The sequence below is a fragment of the Citrobacter sp. Cpo015 genome (genome assembly GCF_030333035.1).
Classification (GTDB): Bacteria; Pseudomonadota; Gammaproteobacteria; order Enterobacterales; family Enterobacteriaceae; genus Citrobacter; species Citrobacter portucalensis.
Window position 1 is genome coordinate 124,274 of sequence record NZ_JAOWGS010000035.1, and the last position, 22,926, is coordinate 147,199.

Annotated in this window: 27 protein-coding genes; 26 read left to right on the forward strand and 1 reads right to left on the reverse strand. The window is 52.3% G+C overall.

The genetic code is table 11. The features are described from left to right. The 26 genes from OGY67_RS14600 to OGY67_RS14725 all read left to right on the forward strand — a co-directional run. Positions 1-388: DUF2514 domain-containing protein (locus tag OGY67_RS14600; protein ID WP_286497469.1), on the forward strand; the 388-nt coding region annotated here is incomplete at its 5' end. Then, positions 385-615 (forward strand): hypothetical protein, encoded by a 231-nt coding sequence (locus OGY67_RS14605; RefSeq protein ID WP_088903340.1) that lies wholly within the window; start codon positions 385-387, stop codon positions 613-615. The genes OGY67_RS14600 and OGY67_RS14605, both read left to right, overlap by 4 nt. Before the next feature lie 351 nt (positions 616-966). Then, the gene (locus tag OGY67_RS14610) at positions 967-1,404 is read left to right on the forward strand and encodes a hypothetical protein (protein WP_071667536.1); all 438 of its coding nucleotides are present in this window, start codon (positions 967-969) and stop codon (positions 1,402-1,404) included. Between the two features lie 252 nt (positions 1,405-1,656). Beyond that, positions 1,657-2,145, forward strand: coding sequence for a DUF1441 family protein (locus OGY67_RS14615; protein WP_137348429.1), 489 nt, complete (start codon positions 1,657-1,659; stop codon positions 2,143-2,145). Next, positions 2,145-4,247, forward strand: coding sequence for a phage terminase large subunit family protein (locus tag OGY67_RS14620; protein WP_286574082.1), 2,103 nt, complete (start codon positions 2,145-2,147; stop codon positions 4,245-4,247). Before OGY67_RS14615 ends, OGY67_RS14620 begins: the two co-directional genes overlap by 1 nt. Further along, on the forward strand, positions 4,244-4,459 hold the full coding sequence (locus OGY67_RS14625) for a DUF6148 family protein (protein WP_001082414.1): 216 nt from the start codon (positions 4,244-4,246) through the stop codon (positions 4,457-4,459). The genes OGY67_RS14620 and OGY67_RS14625 overlap by 4 nt, the downstream gene beginning before the upstream one ends. After that, the gene (locus OGY67_RS14630; protein ID WP_286574083.1) at positions 4,456-5,964 is read left to right on the forward strand and encodes a phage portal protein; all 1,509 of its coding nucleotides are present in this window, start codon (positions 4,456-4,458) and stop codon (positions 5,962-5,964) included. Before OGY67_RS14625 ends, OGY67_RS14630 begins: the two co-directional genes overlap by 4 nt. After that, positions 5,891-7,924: a ClpP-like prohead protease/major capsid protein fusion protein gene (locus OGY67_RS14635; protein WP_353622379.1), complete on the forward strand. Its 2,034-nt coding sequence runs from the start codon at positions 5,891-5,893 to the stop codon at positions 7,922-7,924. Before OGY67_RS14630 ends, OGY67_RS14635 begins: the two co-directional genes overlap by 74 nt. 91 nt (positions 7,925-8,015) lie before the next feature. After that, positions 8,016-8,342 carry a DUF2190 family protein gene (locus OGY67_RS14640; protein WP_048217461.1) on the forward strand — a complete coding sequence of 109 codons (327 nt, stop codon included), beginning with the start codon at positions 8,016-8,018 and terminating at the stop codon, positions 8,340-8,342. Continuing rightward, positions 8,335-8,610, forward strand: coding sequence for an ATP-binding protein (locus tag OGY67_RS14645; protein WP_286574084.1), 276 nt, complete (start codon positions 8,335-8,337; stop codon positions 8,608-8,610). Before OGY67_RS14640 ends, OGY67_RS14645 begins: the two co-directional genes overlap by 8 nt. 12 nt (positions 8,611-8,622) lie before the next feature. Further along, positions 8,623-9,177: a phage tail protein gene (locus OGY67_RS14650; RefSeq protein ID WP_103849301.1), complete on the forward strand. Its 555-nt coding sequence runs from the start codon at positions 8,623-8,625 to the stop codon at positions 9,175-9,177. Then, positions 9,174-9,572, forward strand: coding sequence for a phage tail terminator protein (gene gpU, locus OGY67_RS14655; RefSeq protein ID WP_008784478.1), 399 nt, complete (start codon positions 9,174-9,176; stop codon positions 9,570-9,572). Before OGY67_RS14650 ends, gpU begins: the two co-directional genes overlap by 4 nt. Before the next feature lie 7 nt (positions 9,573-9,579). Continuing rightward, entirely contained in the window at positions 9,580-10,317 is a 738-nt protein-coding gene (locus OGY67_RS14660) for a phage tail tube protein (RefSeq protein WP_048240898.1), read from the forward strand. A 36-nt stretch (positions 10,318-10,353) separates the two neighbouring features. Beyond that, positions 10,354-10,761 (forward strand): phage tail assembly chaperone G, encoded by a 408-nt coding sequence (gene gpG / locus OGY67_RS14665; protein ID WP_286574085.1) that lies wholly within the window; start codon positions 10,354-10,356, stop codon positions 10,759-10,761. A gap of 50 nt (positions 10,762-10,811) precedes the next feature. Then, the gene (locus tag OGY67_RS14670) at positions 10,812-11,090 is read left to right on the forward strand and encodes a phage tail assembly protein T (protein ID WP_008322441.1); all 279 of its coding nucleotides are present in this window, start codon (positions 10,812-10,814) and stop codon (positions 11,088-11,090) included. Next, positions 11,068-13,584: a phage tail tape measure protein gene (locus tag OGY67_RS14675; protein ID WP_286574086.1), complete on the forward strand. Its 2,517-nt coding sequence runs from the start codon at positions 11,068-11,070 to the stop codon at positions 13,582-13,584. The genes OGY67_RS14670 and OGY67_RS14675 overlap by 23 nt, the downstream gene beginning before the upstream one ends. A 3-nt stretch (positions 13,585-13,587) precedes the next feature. Continuing rightward, positions 13,588-13,935: a phage tail protein gene (locus OGY67_RS14680; protein WP_048216155.1), complete on the forward strand. Its 348-nt coding sequence runs from the start codon at positions 13,588-13,590 to the stop codon at positions 13,933-13,935. After that, positions 13,932-14,687 (forward strand): phage minor tail protein L, encoded by a 756-nt coding sequence (locus OGY67_RS14685; protein WP_048216156.1) that lies wholly within the window; start codon positions 13,932-13,934, stop codon positions 14,685-14,687. Before OGY67_RS14680 ends, OGY67_RS14685 begins: the two co-directional genes overlap by 4 nt. A 1-nt stretch (position 14,688) precedes the next feature. Beyond that, positions 14,689-15,399, forward strand: a complete 711-nt coding sequence (locus OGY67_RS14690) for a C40 family peptidase (RefSeq protein ID WP_182279951.1) — start codon at positions 14,689-14,691, stop codon at positions 15,397-15,399. A gap of 31 nt (positions 15,400-15,430) precedes the next feature. Further along, the gene (locus OGY67_RS14695; RefSeq protein ID WP_003826218.1) at positions 15,431-15,853 is read left to right on the forward strand and encodes a hypothetical protein; all 423 of its coding nucleotides are present in this window, start codon (positions 15,431-15,433) and stop codon (positions 15,851-15,853) included. Positions 15,854-15,888: 35 nt separating this feature from the next. Next, complete coding sequence (locus OGY67_RS14700; RefSeq protein WP_048217469.1) at positions 15,889-16,479, forward strand: tail assembly protein; 591 nt, start codon at positions 15,889-15,891, stop codon at positions 16,477-16,479. Positions 16,480-16,533: 54 nt separating this feature from the next. After that, on the forward strand, positions 16,534-19,719 hold the full coding sequence (locus OGY67_RS14705; RefSeq protein ID WP_286574087.1) for a TipJ family phage tail tip protein: 3,186 nt from the start codon (positions 16,534-16,536) through the stop codon (positions 19,717-19,719). Continuing rightward, entirely contained in the window at positions 19,719-20,033 is a 315-nt protein-coding gene (locus OGY67_RS14710; protein ID WP_181510865.1) for a hypothetical protein, read from the forward strand. The genes OGY67_RS14705 and OGY67_RS14710 overlap by 1 nt, the downstream gene beginning before the upstream one ends. Then, a complete protein-coding gene (locus OGY67_RS14715; RefSeq protein WP_180566173.1) occupies positions 20,034-20,708 on the forward strand; it encodes a hypothetical protein in 675 nt (224 codons plus the stop codon). 108 nt (positions 20,709-20,816) lie between these two features. Further along, the gene (gene cor, locus OGY67_RS14720; RefSeq protein ID WP_286574088.1) at positions 20,817-21,053 is read left to right on the forward strand and encodes a phage exclusion lipoprotein Cor; all 237 of its coding nucleotides are present in this window, start codon (positions 20,817-20,819) and stop codon (positions 21,051-21,053) included. 63 nt (positions 21,054-21,116) lie between these two features. Further along, complete coding sequence (locus tag OGY67_RS14725; RefSeq protein ID WP_286574089.1) at positions 21,117-22,484, forward strand: phage tail fiber protein; 1,368 nt, start codon at positions 21,117-21,119, stop codon at positions 22,482-22,484. 134 nt (positions 22,485-22,618) lie between these two features. Here OGY67_RS14725 and OGY67_RS14730 read toward each other — a convergent pair whose 3' ends face one another. After that, on the reverse strand, positions 22,619-22,861 hold the full coding sequence (locus OGY67_RS14730; protein ID WP_038642073.1) for a DinI family protein: 243 nt from the start codon (positions 22,859-22,861) through the stop codon (positions 22,619-22,621). Between the last annotated feature and the right edge of the window lie 65 nt (positions 22,862-22,926).

Consider the following 22,926-nt stretch of genomic DNA (forward strand, 5'->3'; position numbering starts at 1 on the left):
AACAGCGAACGCGCAGACCGCCGCCCGCATGATTGAGCAAGGGCGCATAATTGCCCGTGATGAGGCTGTAAAAGATGCACAAGCGCAAGCCGCTAAATCTGCTGCCACTGCTGCTGGCCTGTCTGCCACTGTTAACCAGCTGCGTACCGAAGCAACAAAGCTTGCCACCCTCCTGGACGCCGCAAAGCATACCGCAAATCTTGCCACTGCCGTCAGAAGCAAAACAGCCGGAGCCGACGCCGCAGTGCTCGCCGACATGCTTGGACGCCTTGCAGAAGAAGCTCGATATTATGCTGAACGATCTGACGAACGCTACCGGGCAGGAATGACGTGTGAGCGCATTTACGACTCAGTGAGGCAGTCAAACAACAACAGGGTTAGACGATGAACGCAGAAAACCTAAGTGAAGCGTATTACCTCAATAACGATATAAAAGAACTACAGCGTCAGAAAAGCATACTGGAAAGTGGTGCCGGACTTGGTGTGACAATCCAGTCTACCTATCAGGATAACGCCTTTCTTGATGCCATACGACCGCATGCAGTGACCGAACTGGATAGACGCATTCAGCAAAAGATAGAAGCGCTTGCGATACTCGGGGTGACATTCACTTAAAGGTTTTGTTGCTGTAGCGTTTAGTGAGTTCAAGGGTTATCCAAAAGCATATTACATCAATGATTTTCTCAATGTGTGGAGCGTATGCAAGTGCGAGTTCGAGCGCGATTTGGTGATTCATTTTATCTCCTTGGCTATATATGAGGAGATAGTCACGGGTCGCCATCTCCCATTGTAGCGTCTAAAGCTCGCACAGCAGGTAGAAGCAGCAGTCTAGTGTACTAGACTGCTTGAATACTCTGAATCAACTAAACACTTAAGCCCGACTGGATTGGCATTACAGCAGGCATTCACTGAGTGCGCGCGATATTTACTTACGATAAAATAGCTCCTCATTCCAAGGAGGTTTTCATGTTGCAAGTCGTCTATAACTGGCCCTGGGCAACTATATGGGCGGCGGCATCCGCATTATTTACTGCTACAACTGCCTTTATTGCTTTTTGGGCAATGAGGGTATGGCGTCAGCAAGAGGCTCTGAAGGCTAAAATGGCTTTAAAAATGGCTGTGGCTGAATATTCAAATTCACTTTCCCAGCTACCTGTAAACTTTGGCTCAGCTGCAATACGCATTGAAAAAAGGGCAGAGTTAAGAGAATTAAGGCATAAACTAAATGCCATTTTAAATGCTGTTCTAATTTGCGAGCAAATGCTGGAAGAATATCCTCGGGTAGTCAGTTGCTGCCGTTCTTTACCAGAGGCTCATAAAGACTATGTTAGGGGGCTGGATAACAATATCCACGTGAAATATTGCTGTCACCTTATCCTTTCTCAACAATTCGTTTTCAAATAAAAATGGATTGCATGGGAATATTTGAGAGCCGCCTTCGGGCGGTTTTTTGTTGCTCGCCATTCACTATTGCAAGTGAAAATCATTATTATTTAACGGGTCCTCCCGGCGGTGCGGCCTGCCACGGGGCGGGAGCGGCGCGGAAAACGGCTAGTTTTTCGGATCTAAGGTCATCATCATCATTTGCGCAGGTTATTGATCTAATTAGAGGCTATTTCGCGCAGATGTCGAATCGTTTAAAAAGTGTTCACCATCATGGACCAGGAAATTGCCGCTTTAAAACTGAACATCAACCAACTGGCAGGGATTACTGGCGTACACCGTCAGACGGTCGCCGCCAGGCTGAAAAATATTGAACCGGCCCCAGGTAGCAACAGCAAATTAAAGCTTTACCTGATAACCGATATTCTGACCGAACTGATGATCCCCACTGTGTCAGCCAATATCGATGATATGCCGCCATCGGACAGGCTTTCCCACTGGAAAGCAGAGAATGAGAGACTCAAGTTCGAGCAGGATACGGGGCAGCTCATTCCCGCCGATGAAGTTGCGCGTGAATTCTCATTGATGGCGAAAGCCGTCGTCATGGTACTTGAAACCCTCCCTGATGTACTTGAGCGTGACTGTGCATTAACGCCTGTTGCGGTTTCTCGCGTGCAGAGCGTTATTGATGACCTACGCGATCAGATGGCGGAGAGGGTGCAGGACGCTGAAGCAGAGGAGGAAGAGCCAGAGGAGGACTGATGGCAAAGCGGGCATCCGCCAGAGGCATCCGCCGCGATGTTTCCGGTATCTTACGTGCCCCGCGTCGAATGCAGGTGGCCGATGCGGTCAGTACTTATATGCGCGTGCCAATGGGGGCTGGTAACTCTGTTCCATGGGATCCGGATCTGGCACCTTACGTGATTGAACCGATGAACTGCCTGGCATCGCGTGAATATGACGCGGTAGTGTTTGTTGGTCCGGCGCGAACGGGTAAAACCATTGGTCTGATTGACGGCTGGATTGTTTACAACGTTGTCTGTGATCCGGCTGATATGCTCCTGATTCAGATGACTGAGGAAAAGGCGCGCGAGCATTCCAAAAAGCGTCTTGATCGTACATTCCGTTGCAGCCCTGAAGTGAAATCCCGACTGAGTCCGCGACGTAATGATAACAACGTATATGACCGCACGTTTCGTGCCGGTAACTATCTGAAAATAGGCTGGCCATCGGTCAATATCATGTCCTCATCGGACTATAAGTGCGTCGCACTGACCGACTATGACCGTTTCCCGGAAGATATTGATGGGGAAGGTGACGCATTTTCCCTGGCATCAAAGCGAACAACAACGTTCATGTCGTCAGGTATGACACTGGTTGAGAGTTCGCCGGGCCGCGATATACGTGACACAAAATGGCGCCGTAGCTCACCGCATGAAGCACCTCCCTCAACGGGGATTCTGGCGCTGTACAACCGCGGTGATCGCCGTCGCCTTTACTGGCCGTGCCCACATTGCGGTGAATATTTCCAGCCTGAAATGGACAATATGACAGGTTACCGCGATATCGCGGACCCTGTTCAGGCCAGCGAGAAAGCCTGTCTTCAATGCCCTGCCTGTAAAGAGCATATCACTCCGGATATGAAGCGTTCGCTGAATATGAAAGGGAAGTGGCTGCGGGATGGGCAAACCATCGACAACGATGGTGTTATCACTGGGGAAGGGAGACGCTCGCGCATTGCCTCCTTCTGGATGGAAGGCCCTGCCGCCGCGTACCAGACATGGGCGCAGCTCATCTATAAATTTCTTACCGCTGAGCAGGACTATCAGGCTACTGGCAGCGAGGAAGCACTGAAGACGGTAATCAACACCGATTTTGGGCGTCCGTATCTTCCCCGCTCCAGCATGGAACAGCGCAAGAGTGAACTTCTTGAGCAGCGTGCGGAGGTTGTACCAAAGCGCGCTGTTCCGGACGGGGTTTGTTTCCTAATGGCGACCGTCGATGTTCAGGCGGGCCGCAACCGGCGTTTTGTTGTTCAGGTTACTGGCTACGGCAGCATGGGAGAGCGCTGGCTGGTGGACCGCTACAATATCCGGCAGTCGATGCGCTATGACGCCAATGGGGAGAGCCAGCAGATTGACCCGGCAAGCTATCCGGAAGACTGGGATTTATTGCTGACCGATGTGTTTAACAAAGCCTGGCCATTGGCATCGGATCCTATCCGGTGTATGCGACTGATGGCGATGGCCGTTGACTCCGGCGGTGAGGATGGTGTGACCGACAACGCTTATAAATTCTGGCGTAAGTGTCGTCGTGAAGGACTCGGAAAACAGATCTATCTGTTCAAAGGCGACAGTGTCCGCCGTTCAAAACTCATCTCCCGAACCTTTCCTGATAATACCGGACGTTCAAGCCGGCGGGCACAGGCTTCTGGTGACGTCCCGCTTTATCTGATCCAGACCGATGCTCTGAAAGACCGGGTGAACAACGCTTTGTGGCGTGATTCACCAGGCCCTGGCTATGTGCATTTCCCTGACTGGCTCGGCAGTTGGTTTTACGATGAACTGACCTATGAGGAGCGATCGACCGATGGCAAATGGAGTAAGCCTGGACGTGGTGCAAACGAAGCATTTGACCTGCTGGTCTACGCAGATGCGCTCGCCATTCTCCACGGCTACGAGAAAATCAAATGGCCCGCTGCTCCTGAGTGGGCGAGGCGGGAAACCTGGCTGGAGAACGCGCCGCCGGAAGCTGGCGAAGCGTCATCCCAGACACCAGAACCAGTACCCACCAAAAAACGGAAGCGGAAAAAGCCCGTAACCGATGATGCTAACCCCTGGAGTACATCAGGAGGATGGTTGTGAACCGTGTTGATATTGAAGCCATGATCCAGCGATATACCGAAGCAGAAATGGCGGTACTGGATGGCAAAACTATTCGTTTCAATGGGCAGGAAATGACGATGGAGAACCTGTCGGAAATCCGAAAAGGGCGTCAGGAGTGGGAGCGTCGGCTCTCTTCTCTTATTTCTCATCGCCGCGGGCGACCCGGTTACCGACTGGCGAGGTTTGAATGAGCCTTTTAGATGATGCGATTGGGGTCTTTTCGCCTGGCTGGAAAGCAGCCCGTCTGCAGGCGCGCGCGAAAATCAGGGCATATGAAGCCGTTACCCCGACCAGAACGCACAAAGGGCGCCGTGAAAATCGTTCAGCTGATCAGCTCAGCAAAATGGGGGCGGTATCACTGCGGGAGCAGGCCCGGTGGCTCGATAACAATCACGATCTGGTGATTGGGGTGTTCGATAAGCTGGAAGAGAGGGTGGTGGGGAAAGCCGGAATTATTGTTGAACCCCATCCCAAACTGATGAACGGTAAAATCGCCAAAAAGCTGGCAGATCAGATCCGTAATAAATGGGCAGAATGGTCTGTCAGGCCTGATGTCACGAACCAGTTTACCCGCCCGATGCTTGAGCGCCTGATGTTGCGCACCTGGCTGCGGGATGGCGAAGTGTTTGCCCAGCTTGTCAGTGGAACCGGGAATGGTCTTACGCCAGCAGCCGGTATCCCCTTCTGGCTTGAAGCGCTTGAACCAGATTTTATTCCCATGAACAGCGATGCTGCCAGCCAGCTTAATCAGGGGGTATTCGTCGACAACTGGGGCAGACCAAGGAAATATCAGGTTTATAAAAGCCTGCCCATTTCAGGCCGTCAGCTTGATACCAAAGAAGTGGATGCGGAAAACATGCTGCATCTTAAATTTGTCCGCCGTCTGCACCAAACCCGGGGCGTATCGATGCTATCCGGTGTACTGATGCGTCTGAGCGCACTTAAAGAGTATGAAGATGCTGAGCTCACCGCCGCACGTATTGCTGCTGCGCTGGGTATGTACATCAAAAAGGGGGACGGGCAAAGCTTCGAAGAGAGTAACAGTTCTTCCGATGATGATGATCGGGAAGTGATGATTCAGCCAGGCATCATTTATGACGATCTGAAGCCTGGTGAAGATATCGGCATGGTGAAATCTGACCGGCCCAATCCTAACCTTGAAACCTTCCGTAATGGGCAACTTCGCGCTGTCGCAGCAGGCAGCCGACTCAGCTTTTCAAGCACAGCCAGAAACTACAACGGCACCTACAGCGCGCAGCGGCAGGAACTGGTGGAATCAACAGATGGCTATCTCATTTTACAGGACTGGTTTATTGGCGCGGTGACCCGGCCAATGTACCGCGCCTGGCTGAAAATGGCGGTGGCTGCTGGCGAGATTAAATTACCCCGCGGTCTGGATATGGAGTCGCTGTACTCGGCGGTGTATTCCGGCCCTGTTATGCCGTGGATCGATCCGGTTAAAGAGGCCAATGCCTGGAAGTTACAGATCCGGGGCGGAGCGGCAACGGAATCCGACTGGGTCCGCGCCAGCGGACGTAACCCGAACGATGTGAAGGCGCGCCGGAAGGCAGAGATCGACGAAAACAAAGAGATGGGGCTGGTGTTTGACACTGACCCTGCCAATGACAAAGGAGGCACAAGTGCCGAAGCCAAAGAACCGGGCGTACCACCGTCCGAAAGCCAGCGCAAAAAGTAATTCCTGGTTCCGTATGCAGGCCAGCGCCGACAACGAAGCGGATATTTATATCTACGACGAGATCGGCTACTGGGGGGTGACGGCGCGCCAATTTGTGAATGACCTTAAGGCGCTGGGCGACATTACCCATATCAACCTTCACATCAATTCGCCCGGTGGTGATGTCTTTGATGGCATCGCCATTTTTAATGCCCTGAAGCATCACGGCGCGGCGATCACCGTTCACATTGATGGTCTGGCAGCTTCAATGGCTTCGGTGATTGCGATGGTTGGCAACCCGGTAATTATGCCGGAAAACACGATGATGATGATCCACAAACCATGGGGATTCGCAGGTGGCGATGCCAACGACATGCGGGATTATGCCGATCTGCTGGATAAGGTCGAGTCTGTCCTGATCCCGGCGTACGCGGAGAAAACAGGAAAAACGACCGATGAAATCGCCACCATGCTGGACGATGAAACCTGGATGGATGGTAAAGAATGCCTGGCGCATGGCTTTGCTGATCAGGTCACAACATCTCTGCAGGCGATGGCCTGTATTCAATCAAAACGTATCGAGGACTTTGAAAAGATGCCAAACAGCATTCGTAACATGATCACCCCGCCGCGCAATACAACCCAGCGCGAACCGCAACCACAGGTGGTGGCAACGACGACCACAACGCCAGCGACCACTTCTGATGAGGCCACTATCCGTGCACAGGTGCTTGCCGAGCAAAAGAACCGTGTTAACGCGATTAACGATCTCTTTGCGATGTTCGGCGGCAAGCATCATGAGCTGCAGAATAAATGCATCGCGGATCCGGAATGCACCGTTGCACAGGCAAAAGATGATTTACTGGCGGCGCTGGGTAAAACTGCCACGCCGTCGAATAAAACCACCGATGCGCACATTTACGCCGGGAACGGTAACTTTGTTGGTGATGGTGTCCGCCAGGCGCTGATGGCGCGTGCAGGCTTCGAAAACATGGAACGTGATAACGTCTATAACGGCATGACGCTGCGCGAATATGCCCGTATGGCACTGACCGAACGCGGCATCGGCGTTTCCAGCTATAACCCGATGCAAATGGTCGGCATGGCTCTGACGCACAGCACGTCTGACTTTGGTAATATCCTGCTCGACGTTGCTAATAAAGCGTTACTGCAGGGCTGGGAGGAAGCAGCAGAAACTTTTGAGCAGTGGACCAAGAAAGGCCAGTTGTCTGACTTTAAAACGGCGCATCGTGTCGGTCTGGGCGGCTTCTCATCCCTGCGTCAGGTACGCGAAGGTGCTGAATATAAGTATGTGACCACCAAAGATAAAGGTGAAAGCATCGCGCTGGCCACCTACGGTGAAATCTTCTCTATTACCCGTCAGGCTATCATCAACGACGATTTGAGTCAGTTAACCGATGTACCTATGAAGATGGGCCGTGCGGCAAAAAGAACGATTGGCGATCTGGTGTATGCCGTCCTGACCGAGAACGCGAAATTATCTGATGGTAAGCCGTTGTTCCATGCAGATCACAACAACCTGTCCGCGGGTGCCATTTCGGTTACCAGCCTTGATGATGCACGCAAGATGATGCGTCTGCAGAAAGATGGCGAGAGCGTTCTGAATATTCGTCCGGCATATATGCTGGTGCCGGTGGCGCTGGAAACTCTGGCAAACCAGACGATCAAGTCTGCCAGCGTAAAAGGTGCGGATATTAACTCCGGAATTAATAACCCGATTCAGAACTTTGCTGAAGTTATCGCGGAACCGCGTCTTGATGCCAAAGACCCCAGTGCCTGGTATCTGACCGCCGCTAAGGGCACGGACACCATCGAAGTGGCTTACCTGAACGGCGTTGATACTCCGTATATCGATCAGCAGGAAGGCTTCACGACCGACGGTATTGCCACCAAAGTGCGCATCGATGCCGGTGTATCTCCTCTGGATTATCGCGGCCTGGCGAAATCAACCGGGAAATAATCCCTTCCACTCAAGCAGCACATCACAGCCCATAAGGGCTTTTTTTGTATCTGAATTCGGCCCCGTACGGGGCTGGTTGGAGACTGAATTTATGGCGAAGAATTTTGTACAGCATGGCAAAACTATTGAGATTGCCAACACGGGCAGCGGTGCGATCCTGAGTGGTTCGCCGGTGATGGTGGGGAAAGTCGTGGCGATTGCCATTACTGATATTCCGGCAGGCCAGACGGGGGACGGTTTTGCCGAAGGGGTTTTCCTGCTTCCTAAGCTGACTACCGATGCGATCACCATCGGTGAGCAGGTTCATATCAAAGATGGCAAAGTGCAGAACGATGCGACAGGAGCCGATCTGGCCGGGGTAGCCTGGGAAGATGCTGCTGCCAGTTCCGCAATTGTAGCCGTGAAAATCAATGCTTAATCCCTTTGACAGACTTGTCAGCCGCATGGATGCGGTCACGGTAAACAAAATGGGCAAGCCAGCGATCATCAACGGGGAGCCCATGATTGTTATTCCGGCTGAGTTTCTGGAAGAAATGGGGCCTTTGAGCGGAACAGGGCGATCGCTGGTGGTGTTTACTGCAGGATACAGGCCGCGTCGTAATGACGTGGTGATTTTTGAAGGGGAGGAATTCCATCTTACCCGTCACGAACGCTTTAACGGCAAACCGCGCATCTTTATCGAGTAAGCAGGAGGGAGTATGTCGATTAAGGGGCTGGAGCAGGCCATTGCTAATCTGAACAGCATCAGTAAAAGAGCTGTACCGCGCGCTTCCGCCCAGACGGTGAATCGTATCGCCACGCAGGCGGTCAATCGCAGTGTGTCCGCTGTCGCGAAATCAACCCGCGTTCCCCGAAAACTGGTCAGGCAGCGTGCACGGATACGTCGGGCTACGGTGGAGAAGCCGCGCGCTCTGATTCGCATAAACCGCGGGAATCTTCCCGCTATCAAACTGGGACCATCCAGTATGCGTCTGTCACGGCGTAAACGTGATAAGTCAGGTACGAACAGTGAGCTGCGTGTGGGGCGTTTTCGTTTTCCCGGGGCCTTTATTCAACAACTGGCAAACGGTCGCTGGCATGTCTTGCGGCGTACCACAAAGAGTCGGTATCCCATTGAAGTGGTAAGTATTCCCCTTTCCGTTCCTCTGACCGAAACGTTCCGGGCTGAAGTGCCAAAACTTATGGACGAACGTATGCCGCAAATTATGCGACAAAACCTGTCTAACCAACTGAGGCTGATCCTTAAACGATGAAAAACAGTGATATCCGCAAAGCCGTACTAACCGCGCTCCAGCGCAATATCTCAGATGCAGTGACATGGTTCGATGGTCGTCCTGGGTTTCTGGATGAGCAGGATCTTCCGGCGGTTGCGGTTTACCTTTCTGACGCCCGAGCCTCGGATGAAAGTGTTGATGAAGATATGTGGACAGCCGTGCTGCATGTTGAGGTGTTTCTAAAAGCCACGGCTACAGACAGTGCTCTGGATTCCTGGATGGAGGACCGCATCTATCCGGCAATGGCTGATGTTCCCGAACTGGCAAATCTTCTCGAATTGATGGCGGCTCAGGGGTATGACTATCAGCGCGATGAAGAGGCCATGACGTGGGGATCTGCCGACCTCAGTTATTCCATCAGCTACATTATGTGAGGACGTAATGACTACACCAAACCCACTGGCGCCGGTAAAGGGTGCCACCACCACGCTCTGGATTTATTCCGGATCGGGTAACCCGTTCGCTAACCCATTATCGGATGTTGACTGGACGCGCCTGGCAAAGATTAAAGACCTGCAGCCCGGTGAACTGACTGCCGAATCAAACGACGACACCTACCTGGACGACGAAGATGCCGACTGGACTGCTACCGCGCAGGGGCAGAAATCGGCGGGGGAGGCCAGTTTTACGCTGGCCTGGAAACCTGCCGAGAGCGGGCAGCAGGATCTGGTTCGCTGGTTTGATGACGGTACCGTGCTGGCGTACAAAATCAAATACCCGAATGGCGCCATCGATGTGTTCCGTGGATGGGTAAGTAGCCTGGGTAAAACGGTGACGGCAAAAGACACCATTACCCGCTCTGTCAAAATCAGCAACAACGGCAAACCAGGTCTTGCTGAAGACAGCGCTGCTGCAGCGATTGCCGTAACCGGCGTCAGCCTGGATAAATCGACCACCACTGTTGCGGTTGCTGCCACCACCACGCTGAATGTCACCGTGGCGCCAGCCAGCGCAAGCGATCCATCTTTCCGGGCCACCACCACGGATGCAGGCAAAGCCACGGTGACTGTCGCTGGTACGGTTCTTACGGTAACCGGCATTGCCACCGGAACCGCCGACATTATCGTGATGACCAACGACGGGCTTTTTGTCGCGACCTGTAAAGTCACCGTTTCCTGACTTCCGGGGCTGTGGCCCCGCTTTCTGGAGTAATGCATGTTTTTAAAAAGTGAGCCGTTCGAACGCAACGGCAAGACCGTCACGCTCTACGAACTGTCGGCGCTGCAGCGTATTGAGCATCTTGAACACCTGAAGACGCTGGAAAGTATCACCGATGCCGACATGCAGGCGGCGATGGATATGACGATTAAATCCGGCGCACTGCTGGTGGCCATGTCTTTATGGCATGGACATCCCCTGAAAGGGGCGCACAAAACGCCGAAAGAAGACGTTGAACAGATCCAGAATGAAGTGCTGATGACCTGGCCGCTGGAGATTGTTTCCGCAGCAGAGTACAGCGTGAAGCTGTTATCCGGCATGGTGCCGCTGCAGGAAGCGAAAGATCCGGAGGATGTTGCTGTGACTGAGCCGGTCAGTCTGGAAAAGTCCTCGCCAGCGAGCTGACATTCGTCCTGAAACTGGCGCGTGAATTTCGCCGCCCGGACTGGCGCGCCATGCTTGCTGGTATGTCGTCAACGGAATACGCCGACTGGCGAACGTTCTACCAGGACAATTTTTTTAATGATGTGCAACTGGATGCACATTTTTCCTCGCTGATGCATATCGTCATTACCGCGCTTGACCCCAAAACCACATCAACCCCTGCCAGCTTCAGTCTTCTTTCACCTTCTGCGGAGGATATTGCCGACGATGAACCCGGTGACGCTGTGCTGATGGCAAAGGCCGAGGGCATTTCAGGAGGTGTTCGCTATGGCCCAGACGGCAGTGGGTGACCTGGTCGTTAATCTTGATGTTAACTCGTCAAAGTTCAACGAGCAGATGGAGTACGTAAAAAGGCAGTTTAAGCAGACGGGTGACGCAGCGAATGACTCTGCGCTGAAGGTACAGCAGTCATTTACCCGCCAGGAGAGCGCCGCGAAGAAGGCCGGTATTTCAGTCGGCCAGTACAACGCGGCGATGCGTATGCTGCCTGCGCAGTTTACGGATATCGCCACCCAGCTGGCCGGTGGGCAGAGTCCGTGGCTTATCCTGCTGCAGCAGGGCGGTCAGGTGAAAGACTCCTTCGGTGGTATTATTCCGACCTTTCGGGCGCTGCTGGGCACCATATCGCCGGTGATGGTAGGTGTTGGCGCGCTGGCTGCCGCCACTGGCGCGGTGGTTTACGCCTGGTATCAGGGCTCGTCCACGCTGTCTGATTTCAACAAAACGCTGGTTCTGTCCGGTAATACTGCCGGGCTGACCTCAAACCGCATGCTGGTGCTGGCGAAATCCGGCGAGCAGGCGGGACTCACGTTTAACCAGACCAGCAGCGCGCTGACGGAGCTGGTCAACGCCGGAGTGCGCGCCGGTGCCCGGTTCGATGAGATGAGTCAGGCGGTAGCGAAATTTACCGATGCGTCGGGTGTGCCGGTCGATAAGGTGGCGGCGGCATTCGGCAAACTGACGAACGATCCGACCTCTGGTCTGATTGCCATGGCGCAGCAGTTCCACAACGTTACCGCGGAACAGATTGCTTATGTGGCGCAACTGCAACGCGCCGGGGATGAAGCCGGGGCGCTGCAGGCAGCTAATGATGCGGCGACGAACGGTTTTCGTGAGCAGACAAAGAGCCTGCGCGACAATATGGGGTCGATTGAGTCTGCTGCCGACAGCCTGAAGCGTGCCTTTAAATCGATGTGGGATGCGGCGCTCGATATCGGGCGGCCTGACACCACGCAGGAGATGGTTGCCAAAGCGGAAGCGGCCTTTAAGCGGGCGGATGAAATCTGGAATCTGCGTAAAGGTGATGGTTATGTCAATGATGATGCGCGCGCCAGCTACTGGAACGATCGGGAATCTGCCCGCCTTGCACTGGAAATGGCGCAACAGCAGGCCAGTGTGGCAAAGGCAACTGAGGATAACGCCGCGCGCGAGGCGGTGATTGAATCTGACCGCCAGAAGTATGCCGCGCAGGCGCAGTCGAATTATGCAAAGACGCAGACTGCGCTGGAGAAGTACACGGCCCGTCAGAATGAACTGAACAAAGCGCTGAAAGACGGTCGGATCCTCCAGGCTGACTACAACATCAATCTGGAAGCTGCGAAAAAAGAATACGACGACTCGCTGAAGAAACCCAAAGCCCCTTCAGCGGTAAAAACACCCGCAGGTGTAAAAAGTGTCGATACTGCCAGCGCACAGACGCTGGAGCTGGAGGCGCAGTTACGCACTCTGCAGGAGCATAAGAGCATCACAGATACCATCAGCCAGCAGCGGCAGGAATTGTGGAAACAACAATCCCGCTTTTCGGTGCTGGAAGAGGCCGCCAAAAAGCGCGCGCTGACCGCCGATGAAAAATCGGTGCTGGCGAACAAAGACGAGGTACTGGCGCGGGCCGAAGTGAATGCCCGGTTGGGCGATCAGATTGTTGCTCAGGAACGGTTAAACCGTCTGCAGGACAGCTCGCAGAAGTACGTTACCCAGATTGGGGAGAAAACTCGAGCGCTTGTGGCCGGGGGCAGCATGAGCAGTCGCGGCGCGCAGCGGCAAAACGAAGAGGCACAGCTGCGGCAGGGCTGGATGAATGCCGGCGGTACGGACACCGATCAGGGTTATCAGAACGAACTGGATGCACTGAAGAAATATTATGCCACACAGGACGAGCTCCGCGGCAACTGGCAGGCCGGGGCGAAATCAGCGTGGGCTGACTATGCCGATTCAGCAGCTGATGCCTATGGCTCGATGAAGTCCGCTGCTTCAGCCACATTCGATGGTATCAGCCAGAATATGGCCGATATGCTGACGACAGGGAAAGCAAACTGGGCAGATTTCACCCGTTCCACGTTGTCGATGCTGACGCAGATCCTGATGAAGCAGGCCATGGCCGGCCTGGTCAGTTCTGCCACGTCAGCGCTGGGTTTTGCTGGTGGTGGTTATACCGGGTCCGGCGGCAAGTATGAGCCTGCAGGTGTGGTGCACCGTGGAGAGTTTGTCTTTACTCAGGAAGCCACCAACCGAATCGGTGTCGGCAACCTTTATCGCATGATGCGCGGCTATGCGACTGGTGGTCTGGTTGGGGGGAGTGGCGGTGGCGTTGCTTCTCCTTTTGGTGTCAGCGTGTATGCGCCGGTTTCGGTTACAACAGGCCAGGGGGATTCCGGTCAGCAGAAAGGAAGCGGCGATGCGCTGGGGAAAGCCTATCAGCAGGTGATCAATAGTTCCATCAGGGAAGGTATCACCAGAGAGGTCCGGCCCGGCGGCATTATCTGGAATGCAACAAAACAGAGGTAAGCAATGGCGATCGAGCATTTTGCGTGGCGGATTAAAGCATCCAGCCAGCCGACCTTGAAAAGTAAGGATACCGTCCGCACGGCACAGTTTGGTGATGGCTATAAGCAAGTATCAGGGGCCGGGATGAATGATGAAACGCTCAGCTATGAGTTTTCATTTACCGGCGAACCGGGAACCGTCAAGGATATCTATGCTTTTCTGCGGCGCCATAAGACGAAATCATTTTCGTTTACCCCACCAGGCGGTGATCTGGCGCTGTGGCGCGTTGAGGCAGACAGCCTGCAGCGCGTCACCAAAAGTAAAACGGTGGAAACCGTATCAGCCACCTTTGAACAGGCGTTTGCACCATGAGCTTAAACAGTGATTATCAGAAACTTGAGCCGGGCAATGTTGTCCGGCTTTTTGATGTCGATGGCACCGCATTTGGTGTTTCCGACGTTCTCCGCTTCCACGCCCACAATATTGCCCACACTCCCGATGAAATTGCCGCTGCTGGTGGAGATGAAAATAAGCTACCGGCGAAATCGATCTGGTGGCAGGGGCAGGAATATAAAGCCTGGCCCTGCCAGATCGAGGGTATTGAGACGGCGACCGACGGGACCAGCGCGCAGCCGACGCTGTCGGTCGCTAACCTGGACAGTTCCATTACGGCGCTGTGTCTTGCTTATGATGACCTGCTGCAGGCAAAGGTCACGATTCATGACACGCTGGCGCAGTATCTGGATGCGAAAAACTATCCGGAGGGCAACCCGTCAGCGGATCCGCAGCAGGAAAAGCTGAAGGTGTTTTACATTGACGCCAAGAGCACTGAAACCAACGAGGTGGTGGCGTTTACGTTGTCCAGTCCAATGGACCTGCAGGGGTTGATGATCCCGACGCGCCAGCTACATTCGCTTTGTACCTGGTGTATCCGTAACAAATATCGCTCAGGTGATGGATGTGACTATGCCGGAACGCGTTATTTCGACAAGCACAACAACCCGGTTAACGATCCGTCACTCGATGAATGTCCCGGTACGCTCACTGCGTGCAAGTTGAGGCATGGCGAGGGGAACGAGTTGCCGTTCGGTGGCTTCCCTGGCACATCCCTGATCAGGAGCTGATATGCGTCAGAAAATTATCGACACCATTATGGCGCATGCTGCTGCTGAATATCCGCGTGAATGCTGCGGCGTAGTGGTGCAAAAAAGCAGGGTGCAGCGGTACATTCCCTGCCGTAATCTGGCAACCGATCCGACAGAGCATTTCCACCTGTCGCCGGAAGATTACGCCGCTGCTGAAGACTGGGGAACAGTGATTGCCATTGTCCACAGCCACCCGGATGCCACGACGCAGGCGAGCGAACTGGATAAGGCACAGTGTGACGCTACGTTACTTCCGTGGCACATCGTCAGCTGGCCGGAGGGGGATCTGCGTACCATTCAGCCGCGGGGCGAGCTTCCGCTACTGGAGCGCCCATTTGTGCTCGGTCACTTCGATTGCTGGGGGCTGGTGATGAGCTATTTCCGGCAAACGCACGGCATTGAGCTGACGGATTACCGCGTGGATTATCCCTGGTGGGAAGACAGTTATCCCGAAAACTTCTACCACGATTGCTGGTATGAATGCGGATTCCGTGAATTCAGTGGCGTACCGCAGCCAGGTGATATGGTTATCATGCAGGTCCAGGCTAATAAGTGGAACCATGCAGGGATCCTGCTGGAAGGCAATATGCTACTCCACCATCTTTATGGCCATTTGAGTCAGCGTGTGCCTTATGGCGGCTACTGGCAGGAACGGACGATGAAGGTTCTACGGCATAAATCTCTGTGCTAACCTTTATGGACGTTTACTCAGGGAATGGATTATGAACAAAATACTTTTAGTCTTGTCTATTGCGTTATTGTCTGGATGTTCAACTGAGGTGGTTCCTCCAAGTAAAGCAAAACTTGCTCCGGCAAATCAGCTCTATAAATTTCAAGAGACTAATCCGAATGATGGTGTACTTACTGTTGTGCGTGACAGCGGATTTATCTCTGCAGGCTGTGCAGCAAGTTTGTATATCAACGGTGAGAAAGCCGCAATTTTAAACCAGAAGGAAAAGGCTATTTTTCATCTGCCTCCAGGTGAATGGGCGGTCGGAGCTACATTTGATGGGAAAGGTATGTGTAACTCCGGAATTGAAAGGCAAGAACGCTATATAAATATAAAAACTGATGATAGTAAGACTGTCAGAATATATATAGACAATGATGCCAATGTAGATATAAAACCTACTACAGTGCAATGAAACCACCTCCTGGTGGTTTTTTTTATGGAGCGATTATGTCTGAGGTTATGACGCAAATAGAATTAGGTGGTGTTCTTGGGAAAACATTTGGTAAACAACACTATCGATTAGTCGGAAGCACATCCGAAGCAGTAAGAGCCCTATGCTGTACAATTAATGGATTCGAAAAGTTTCTGAATTCAAGTAAGCTGCGTGGTCTTACTTATGCGGTGTTCAAAGGTAAAAAAAATCTGAGTGAATCTGATCTTGGATATCCTGTTTCAGGTGAGGTTATTCGCATTATTCCTGTCGTTATAGGCAGTAAAAAAGCTGGCGTGTTACAAACCATATTGGGAGCAGCTTTAGTTGTAGTTGGTGCTGTAGCAACATATTTTGGGGGCGGCGCTGTTGGCGTGCCTATGATGAAAATTGGTGCGGCAATGGCACTTGGCGGCGTTGTTCAGATGCTCTCACCTCAACCGTCAGGTCTTGCCAGTAAGCAAAGTGCAGATAACCACGCTTCATATGCTTTCGGTGGGGTGACAAATACTGCCGCACAAGGTTATCCGGTCCCGCTGCTTTATGGTCGCAGACGCATTGGCGGGGCGATCATCTCTGCTGGTATATACGTCGAAGACCAGCAATAACAAAATAATCTTCCTTTCAGGCTACCTTATGGTGGCTTTTTTTATGGGCGCAATATGGCTACAGCAACCCCGATTAAAGGCCGCAAGGGCGGCAGTTCCAGTTCACGAACCCCTACCGAACAGCCTGATGATCTGCAATCTGTAGCGAAGGCCAAAATCCTCGTTGCGCTTGGGGAAGGGGAATTTGCAGGGCAATTAACCGGAAAAAATATCTACCTGGACGGCACGGCGTTGGAAAACTCCGATGGCTCCCAAAACTTTAGCGGCGTGACGTGGGAATTTCGCGCGGGAACTCAGGCACAAAATTACATTCAGGGCATTCCCGGTACCGAAAACGAAATCAACGTTGGAACTGAAGTATCAAGCGCAACAGCCTGGACGCGTACTTTCACCAACACCCAACTATCAGCCGTTCGCCTGCGACTGAAATGGCCTTCTCTGTTTAAGCAGGAGGACAACGGCGATCTGGTAGGGTATTCCATCAATTATGCAATAGACCTGCAAACTGATGGTGGGACCTGGCAAACCGTTCTTAATACCAGCGTAACCGGCAAAACGACGTCTGGTTATGAGCGCAGCCACCGTATTGATTTACCGCAGGCTGGCAGCACCTGGACAATCCGACTGCGTAAGATTACCGCTGACGCAAACAGCGCCAAGATCGGCGACACGATGACGCTGCAAAGCTTCACGGAGGTGATTGATGCCAAGCTGCGCTATCCGAACACCGCGCTGCTGTACATCGAGTTCGACTCGAGTCAGTTCAATGGTTCGATTCCACAGATATCCTGTGAACCACGTGGCCGGGTGATCCGAGTTCCTGATAACTATGACCCCGATACGCGGACTTATAGTGGTACATGGCAGGGCGCGTTTAAGTGGGCCTGGACCGATAACCCGGCGTGGATATTTTACGATCTGGTTATTACCGATCGCTTTGGTCTGGGTAATCGCCTGAGTGCAGCCAACATCGATAAATGGACGTTGTACCAGGTATCGCAGTATTGCGATCAGCCGGTACCGGATGGAAAGGGTGGAAGCGGGACAGAGCCACGCTATACCTGTAACGTCTATGTTCAGGACAGGAATGACGCTTACACTGTGCTGCGTGACTTTGCGGCTATATTCCGGGGTATGACGTACTGGGGCGGTGATCAGATTGTTGCGCTTGCCGATATGCCGAGAGATGTGGATTACGCTTACACCCGCGCTAACGTTATCGACGGACGCTTTACCTATTCCAGCAGCACGACAAAAACGCGGTATACCACCGCGCTGGTTTCCTGGTCTGATCCGGGTAACGCTTATGCGGATGCGATGGAGCCTGTGTTTGAGCAGCCTCTGGTGGCCCGGTACGGATTTAATCAGCTGGAAATGACAGCCATCGGCTGTACCCGGCAATCAGAAGCGAACCGAAAGGGGCGCTGGGGTATTCTCACCAACAATAAGGATCGCGTTGTTTCGTTTGATGTTGGCCTGGACGGAAACATTCCGCAACCGGGATACATCATCGCCGTGTCAGACGAGCTTCTGTCCGGCAAAGTTATGGGCGGCCGCATAAGTGCTGTTAACGGTCGCGTGATTAAACTTGACCGCGTAGCTGATGCATCAGCAGGCGATCGCCTTATTCTCAATCTTCCCTCCGGTGCGTCACAGAGCAGGACTATTCAGGCGATTAACGGGGAATCAGTCACAGTCACCACGGCATACAGTGAGACACCACAGGCCGAAGCTGTATGGGTGGTTGAGTCAGACGAGCTCTACGCCCAGCAGTATCGTGTTGTGAGCGTCTCCGATAATGATGATGGCACTTTCTCTATTACCGGCGCATGGCATGACCCGGATAAATATGCCCGTATCGATACCGGAGCCATCATTGACCAGCGGCCTGTGAGTGTAATCCCGCCGGGTAACCAGTCGCCGCCGGCTAACATTGTGATCAGCTCGTTTTCAGTGGTGCAGCAGAATATCAGCGTCGAAACCATGCGTGCGAGCTGGGACCAGGCGCAGAATGCCATCGCCTATGAGGCACAGTGGCGCCGCAATGACGGTAACTGGGTAAATGTGCCGCGCAGCTCCACCACGTCATTCGATGTTCCGGGGATTTATGCCGGGCGTTACCTTGTGCGCGTGCGCGCAATAAATGCCGCTGAAATATCCTCTGGCTGGGGCTACTCCGAAGAGAAAACGCTGACGGGTAAGGTGGGAAATCCGCCAAAACCTGTCGGCTTTGCGACAACGCCGATCAACTGGGGGATTCGCCTGAACTGGGGATTCCCGGCTAACACCGGGGACACGCTGAAAACGGAAATTCAGTACACCGCGAACAGTGATTTCTCAAATCCCCTTTTGTTGTCGGATGTGCCTTATCCGTCTGCCGAATACACCCAACTTGGTTTAAAAGCGGGGCAGGAATTCTGGTACCGAGCGCAGCTGGTAGACAGAACGGGTAATGAATCAGGCTGGACCGACTGGATTCGTGGTGAATCCAACGCGAATGCTGACGACTACCTGGGCGATATTGCCGATGATTTTCTGACGTCTGCCGATGGTGACCGCCTGACAAGCGACATTGATACCAACCTGGAAGCTGCGTTGCAGAATGCGCTGGCCAACCATGGAACGGTGGAACACCAGTGGGCGCAGTACGGCGAAGTACGCGCGGATATTCTGGTGGTTAAAACGACCATTGCGCAGGTGGATAAAGCCATGGCTGAAATGTCGACGCAGGTGCAGGCGCAGTTCAATAATGTAACTGCCGCACTGGAGGACAAGCTTACTGCCGTGGTTGATGCTACCGGAGCCTCTGCGATTTACACCCTCAAAACAGGAGTCCGGATTAACGGTGTGATGTATAACGCCGGAATGTCGATTGCGGTGCTGGCGGAAGCGGGTAAGCCGGTAGTCACCCGCGTCGGGTTTAACGCCAACCAGTTCGTCCTGATGAGTGGTAGCGGTGATACGCAATATTCACCCTTTGCTGTTGTTAATGGTCAGGTGTTTATCAGCGATGCGTTTATCCAGTATAGCCAAATCACGCTGGCAAAAATTGGCGAACTGCGCTCCGCTAATTATGTTCAGGGACAAACGGGCACCATCATGAAATCGGACGGAACGTTTGAAATGAATGGGGCAGTTTCCGGGGAGGGTGCAACGAAAATGACCAATCTGAATTACAGCGTTAAAGATGGCAATGGCGTTCTCCGCGTGCAGATTGGCAAATTAACAGGGGTATTCTGATGGCATGGGGAATTCAGACATGGGACGCTAACGGCGTCCCGAATAACTATGGCATTAAACCTGTAACCGTGGTGGGCATCATCGATCTTGCTTTAGGTCAGAAAACAGGAAGCTACCAGTTCAACCTTGAGCCTGGCTTAAAGGTTGGGTTTGCAGTTGGTACTCTGGAGGATAAAGGGACAATAAGTTACACAGATAAAAGAAATATTATTGCATCTGGAAACACCATAACAATACAGCCTTCAGGTAGTGATGGGATTAATGATTACCCGGCAATCAAAGTGCAGTTAATTGTTTTTGCGGAGACTGCGTAGATGGCTAAATATGGCGCATTGATTTCATTACCTAACGGGAACCCTTTTATCACGCCTGATTCCACACCAATGACGCTTTACCGAAAAGTAACGGTAAACTCAACTTTTGGGGGGAATTTTAACAGTGCTTCGGCGTCCGTTACTATCGACGGTCAGAAGGGAGGGATTGCATTTGCACGAACCAGCGCCCCGGCGAAGATATCAGCTTCAAAAAGTGGCAATACGTTCAGTGTTGATGCGTCTAATTACAGGGGATCGGCTTTTGTCCTTGAGGCCTATTTTTTTGCCATATATCCGCTTACGCTTCCTGCCTGGGGGGTGGCTATATGGGATGCCGAAGGGACACTGGTACTTACGAATGAGTCCCGGGTATTAAGCGACCTTACAACTATTGGTTCACCAGGTGCTGTAAGTGGTGGGCTTAACATTGATACATACATGGCAGGCAAATGGGCCATAAATCCGATGGGGCTGGGATCTGTTCTCCTTCATGCTGGTTCGGCACCCGGTGGACAGCCAATCATTCAGTCTGTGGATGTGGGTACAGGTTGCTTCAATGAAGGTGCGGGAACGAGAATAAAAGGACTTACATCAACAACAGCAAGCGGCTCTTCAATCGGTACGACAAATAGTGGAATTGTGATAACGGCTATAAACACAGCTGCATATGATTAAACTGATCGATTTAAACGATCAATTTTAGAATATTGATCTATTAAAACTATTTTTATTATTCAATGCCATTGGTTATTTTTTGTTTAAATAATTAACTCTGGTGTCGAAATGAAAAATATAATTATTCCAGTAATTGTCTGTCTGGTGCTTTCAGCGTGTTCAGGTCCTGCTCAGGAGAAACAGAAACCGGTTTGTCAGGCTGAGTTTGCGCCTGGCGGGTTGCCACAGTCGGTACACATTTACGGTGTGCGAAAAGTTGCTAATCAGACTGAGTACAGGGCCGGTTATCCATTTAACTGGCGATGGGTGAATAAAAATAATTTCACCCGTTCGAATTGCCCATAATGAATCACTAAAAAAATAACCCGCTCCGGCGGGTTTTTTATTATCTGAATTCAGGAGATATCCATGTCAGCAGGAACATTAACCCTGACGAATAACGACCGTTACGTTACTGGCACAAATACGACGTTTACGACAGATTTAAAAGCCGGTGATTTCATTGTCTCGGTGGTAGGTGGCGTCACGTATACGTTACCAGTAGAAACCATTGATGATAATGCGGGCCTTGCTCTCGTCAGTCCTTACACGGGGCCAACTCAAAGTGGGCTAGCTTGGTATGCTGTTCCCCGTGTGGCGCTGAATATGGTGACTGCCGCGATGGTGGTGCAGAACACAGAAGCCCTTCGCGGACTTAACTACGACAAACAGAACTGGCAGCAGGTATTCAGTGGTACGGGAAATATCACGGTAAGGCTGCCTGACCAGTCGGAGTTTAGCGGACCTGCATGGGGGGGGATTACCGCGACACTGAGTAATATTTCTCAGGCTCTGCAAGGGAAAGCCGGGAGCGGAGCAAACTCCGATATAACCAGCATAACGGGGCTAACCACGCCGCTGAGCCTGAAACAGGGCGGTATGGGCTCAGATAATGCTGCCGGAGCAAGGGTTAATTTAGAGGCGGCGAGTATCTGGAACTCATTCTCATCGAACATTATTAACAAAAATATTCAGAATTACCCCCCCAGGACGGGTTACTGGCAGGCTGTTAATAATCAATGGACCCCTGCACAATATGGTGGGGTACTGTGTTTCAACAATTCAGGAAATGAGAAGAACGATTTTGTCGAAGGTCAGGTATCCAGATGGATGTTTATTTCTGACGACAATAAAATATACCTCAGAATGACATACACAGCGTCGGGTCAAACTGTTGACACGCCATGGATTGCACAGTGGGGACAGGCAAACACTACAATTGATGCAAACGGGGCTCTGAAACCGGCATCACCGATAGTTAAAATATTTGGCAACGGGTCTGCAGAACTGAATGATGAATCGGAAGGCGTTACTGTAAAACGCGAGTCAACCGGGGTGTACCTGATCTTTGGTGTTGTTGGGCTTAACGCCGATCCGCTCTGGGGCGGGATTGATGGTGGTGTAGTGATACCGACGGATATCAATAACCAGCCGCTGGTCTGGGCTGATTTTAGTGTGAAACCTGACGGTGCTATCCTGCTGAAAACGTATCACCGCACCCACCCCTGCGCGCCGGAATTCGCGCGAAACCTGATTGGCATTAAGAATAACGATGGATCATTCACTGAAACGGTGCTGGATGGCGAGCCGGTTGATATTCCTGCAGGTCGGTGGGTTGATGTGCGTGTTCAGATGCCGGAGGACAGTCTCTGGAATCAGAAGCAACTGGCAATACGGGAGGCCATGGAAAAAGCTGAGCAGGAGCACCAGCAAAAGCAGCAGGATATTCAGTCGTAAAAGTTACAGCTGCCGCAACCACGCCGTATGCAAGAGCATGATTGCGGCCGACTGGCGAACGTTCGATAGTGCGAGTATTGAATGATTGCCAGTCACCGCGGATTGTACTTAAGCAATATGACGGTTCAAGGCGTTTAATCTGAAACCAGCCACATATCAGCCTCTTCAAACATTTCCTGAACCGTTCGGCTTATCTGTTCTTTCTCATGTTTGCTGGCGTCAGTGTTGATCGCCGGCAGAGTCATCATCGGTTTAACCCGAACATCAGCATCGGGGAAAATCCGGTGAACCCTCTTACTCAATTCGCCCAGAATAATATCTTTTGCACCAGGCAGACCATCAAAATTCCTTTTGTCATAAACGAGTTCCACGAACATGCTTTAACTCCTCTTTACTGTGTTTGATGTCAGTATATACTGTATGTATAAACAGTATAAATGCG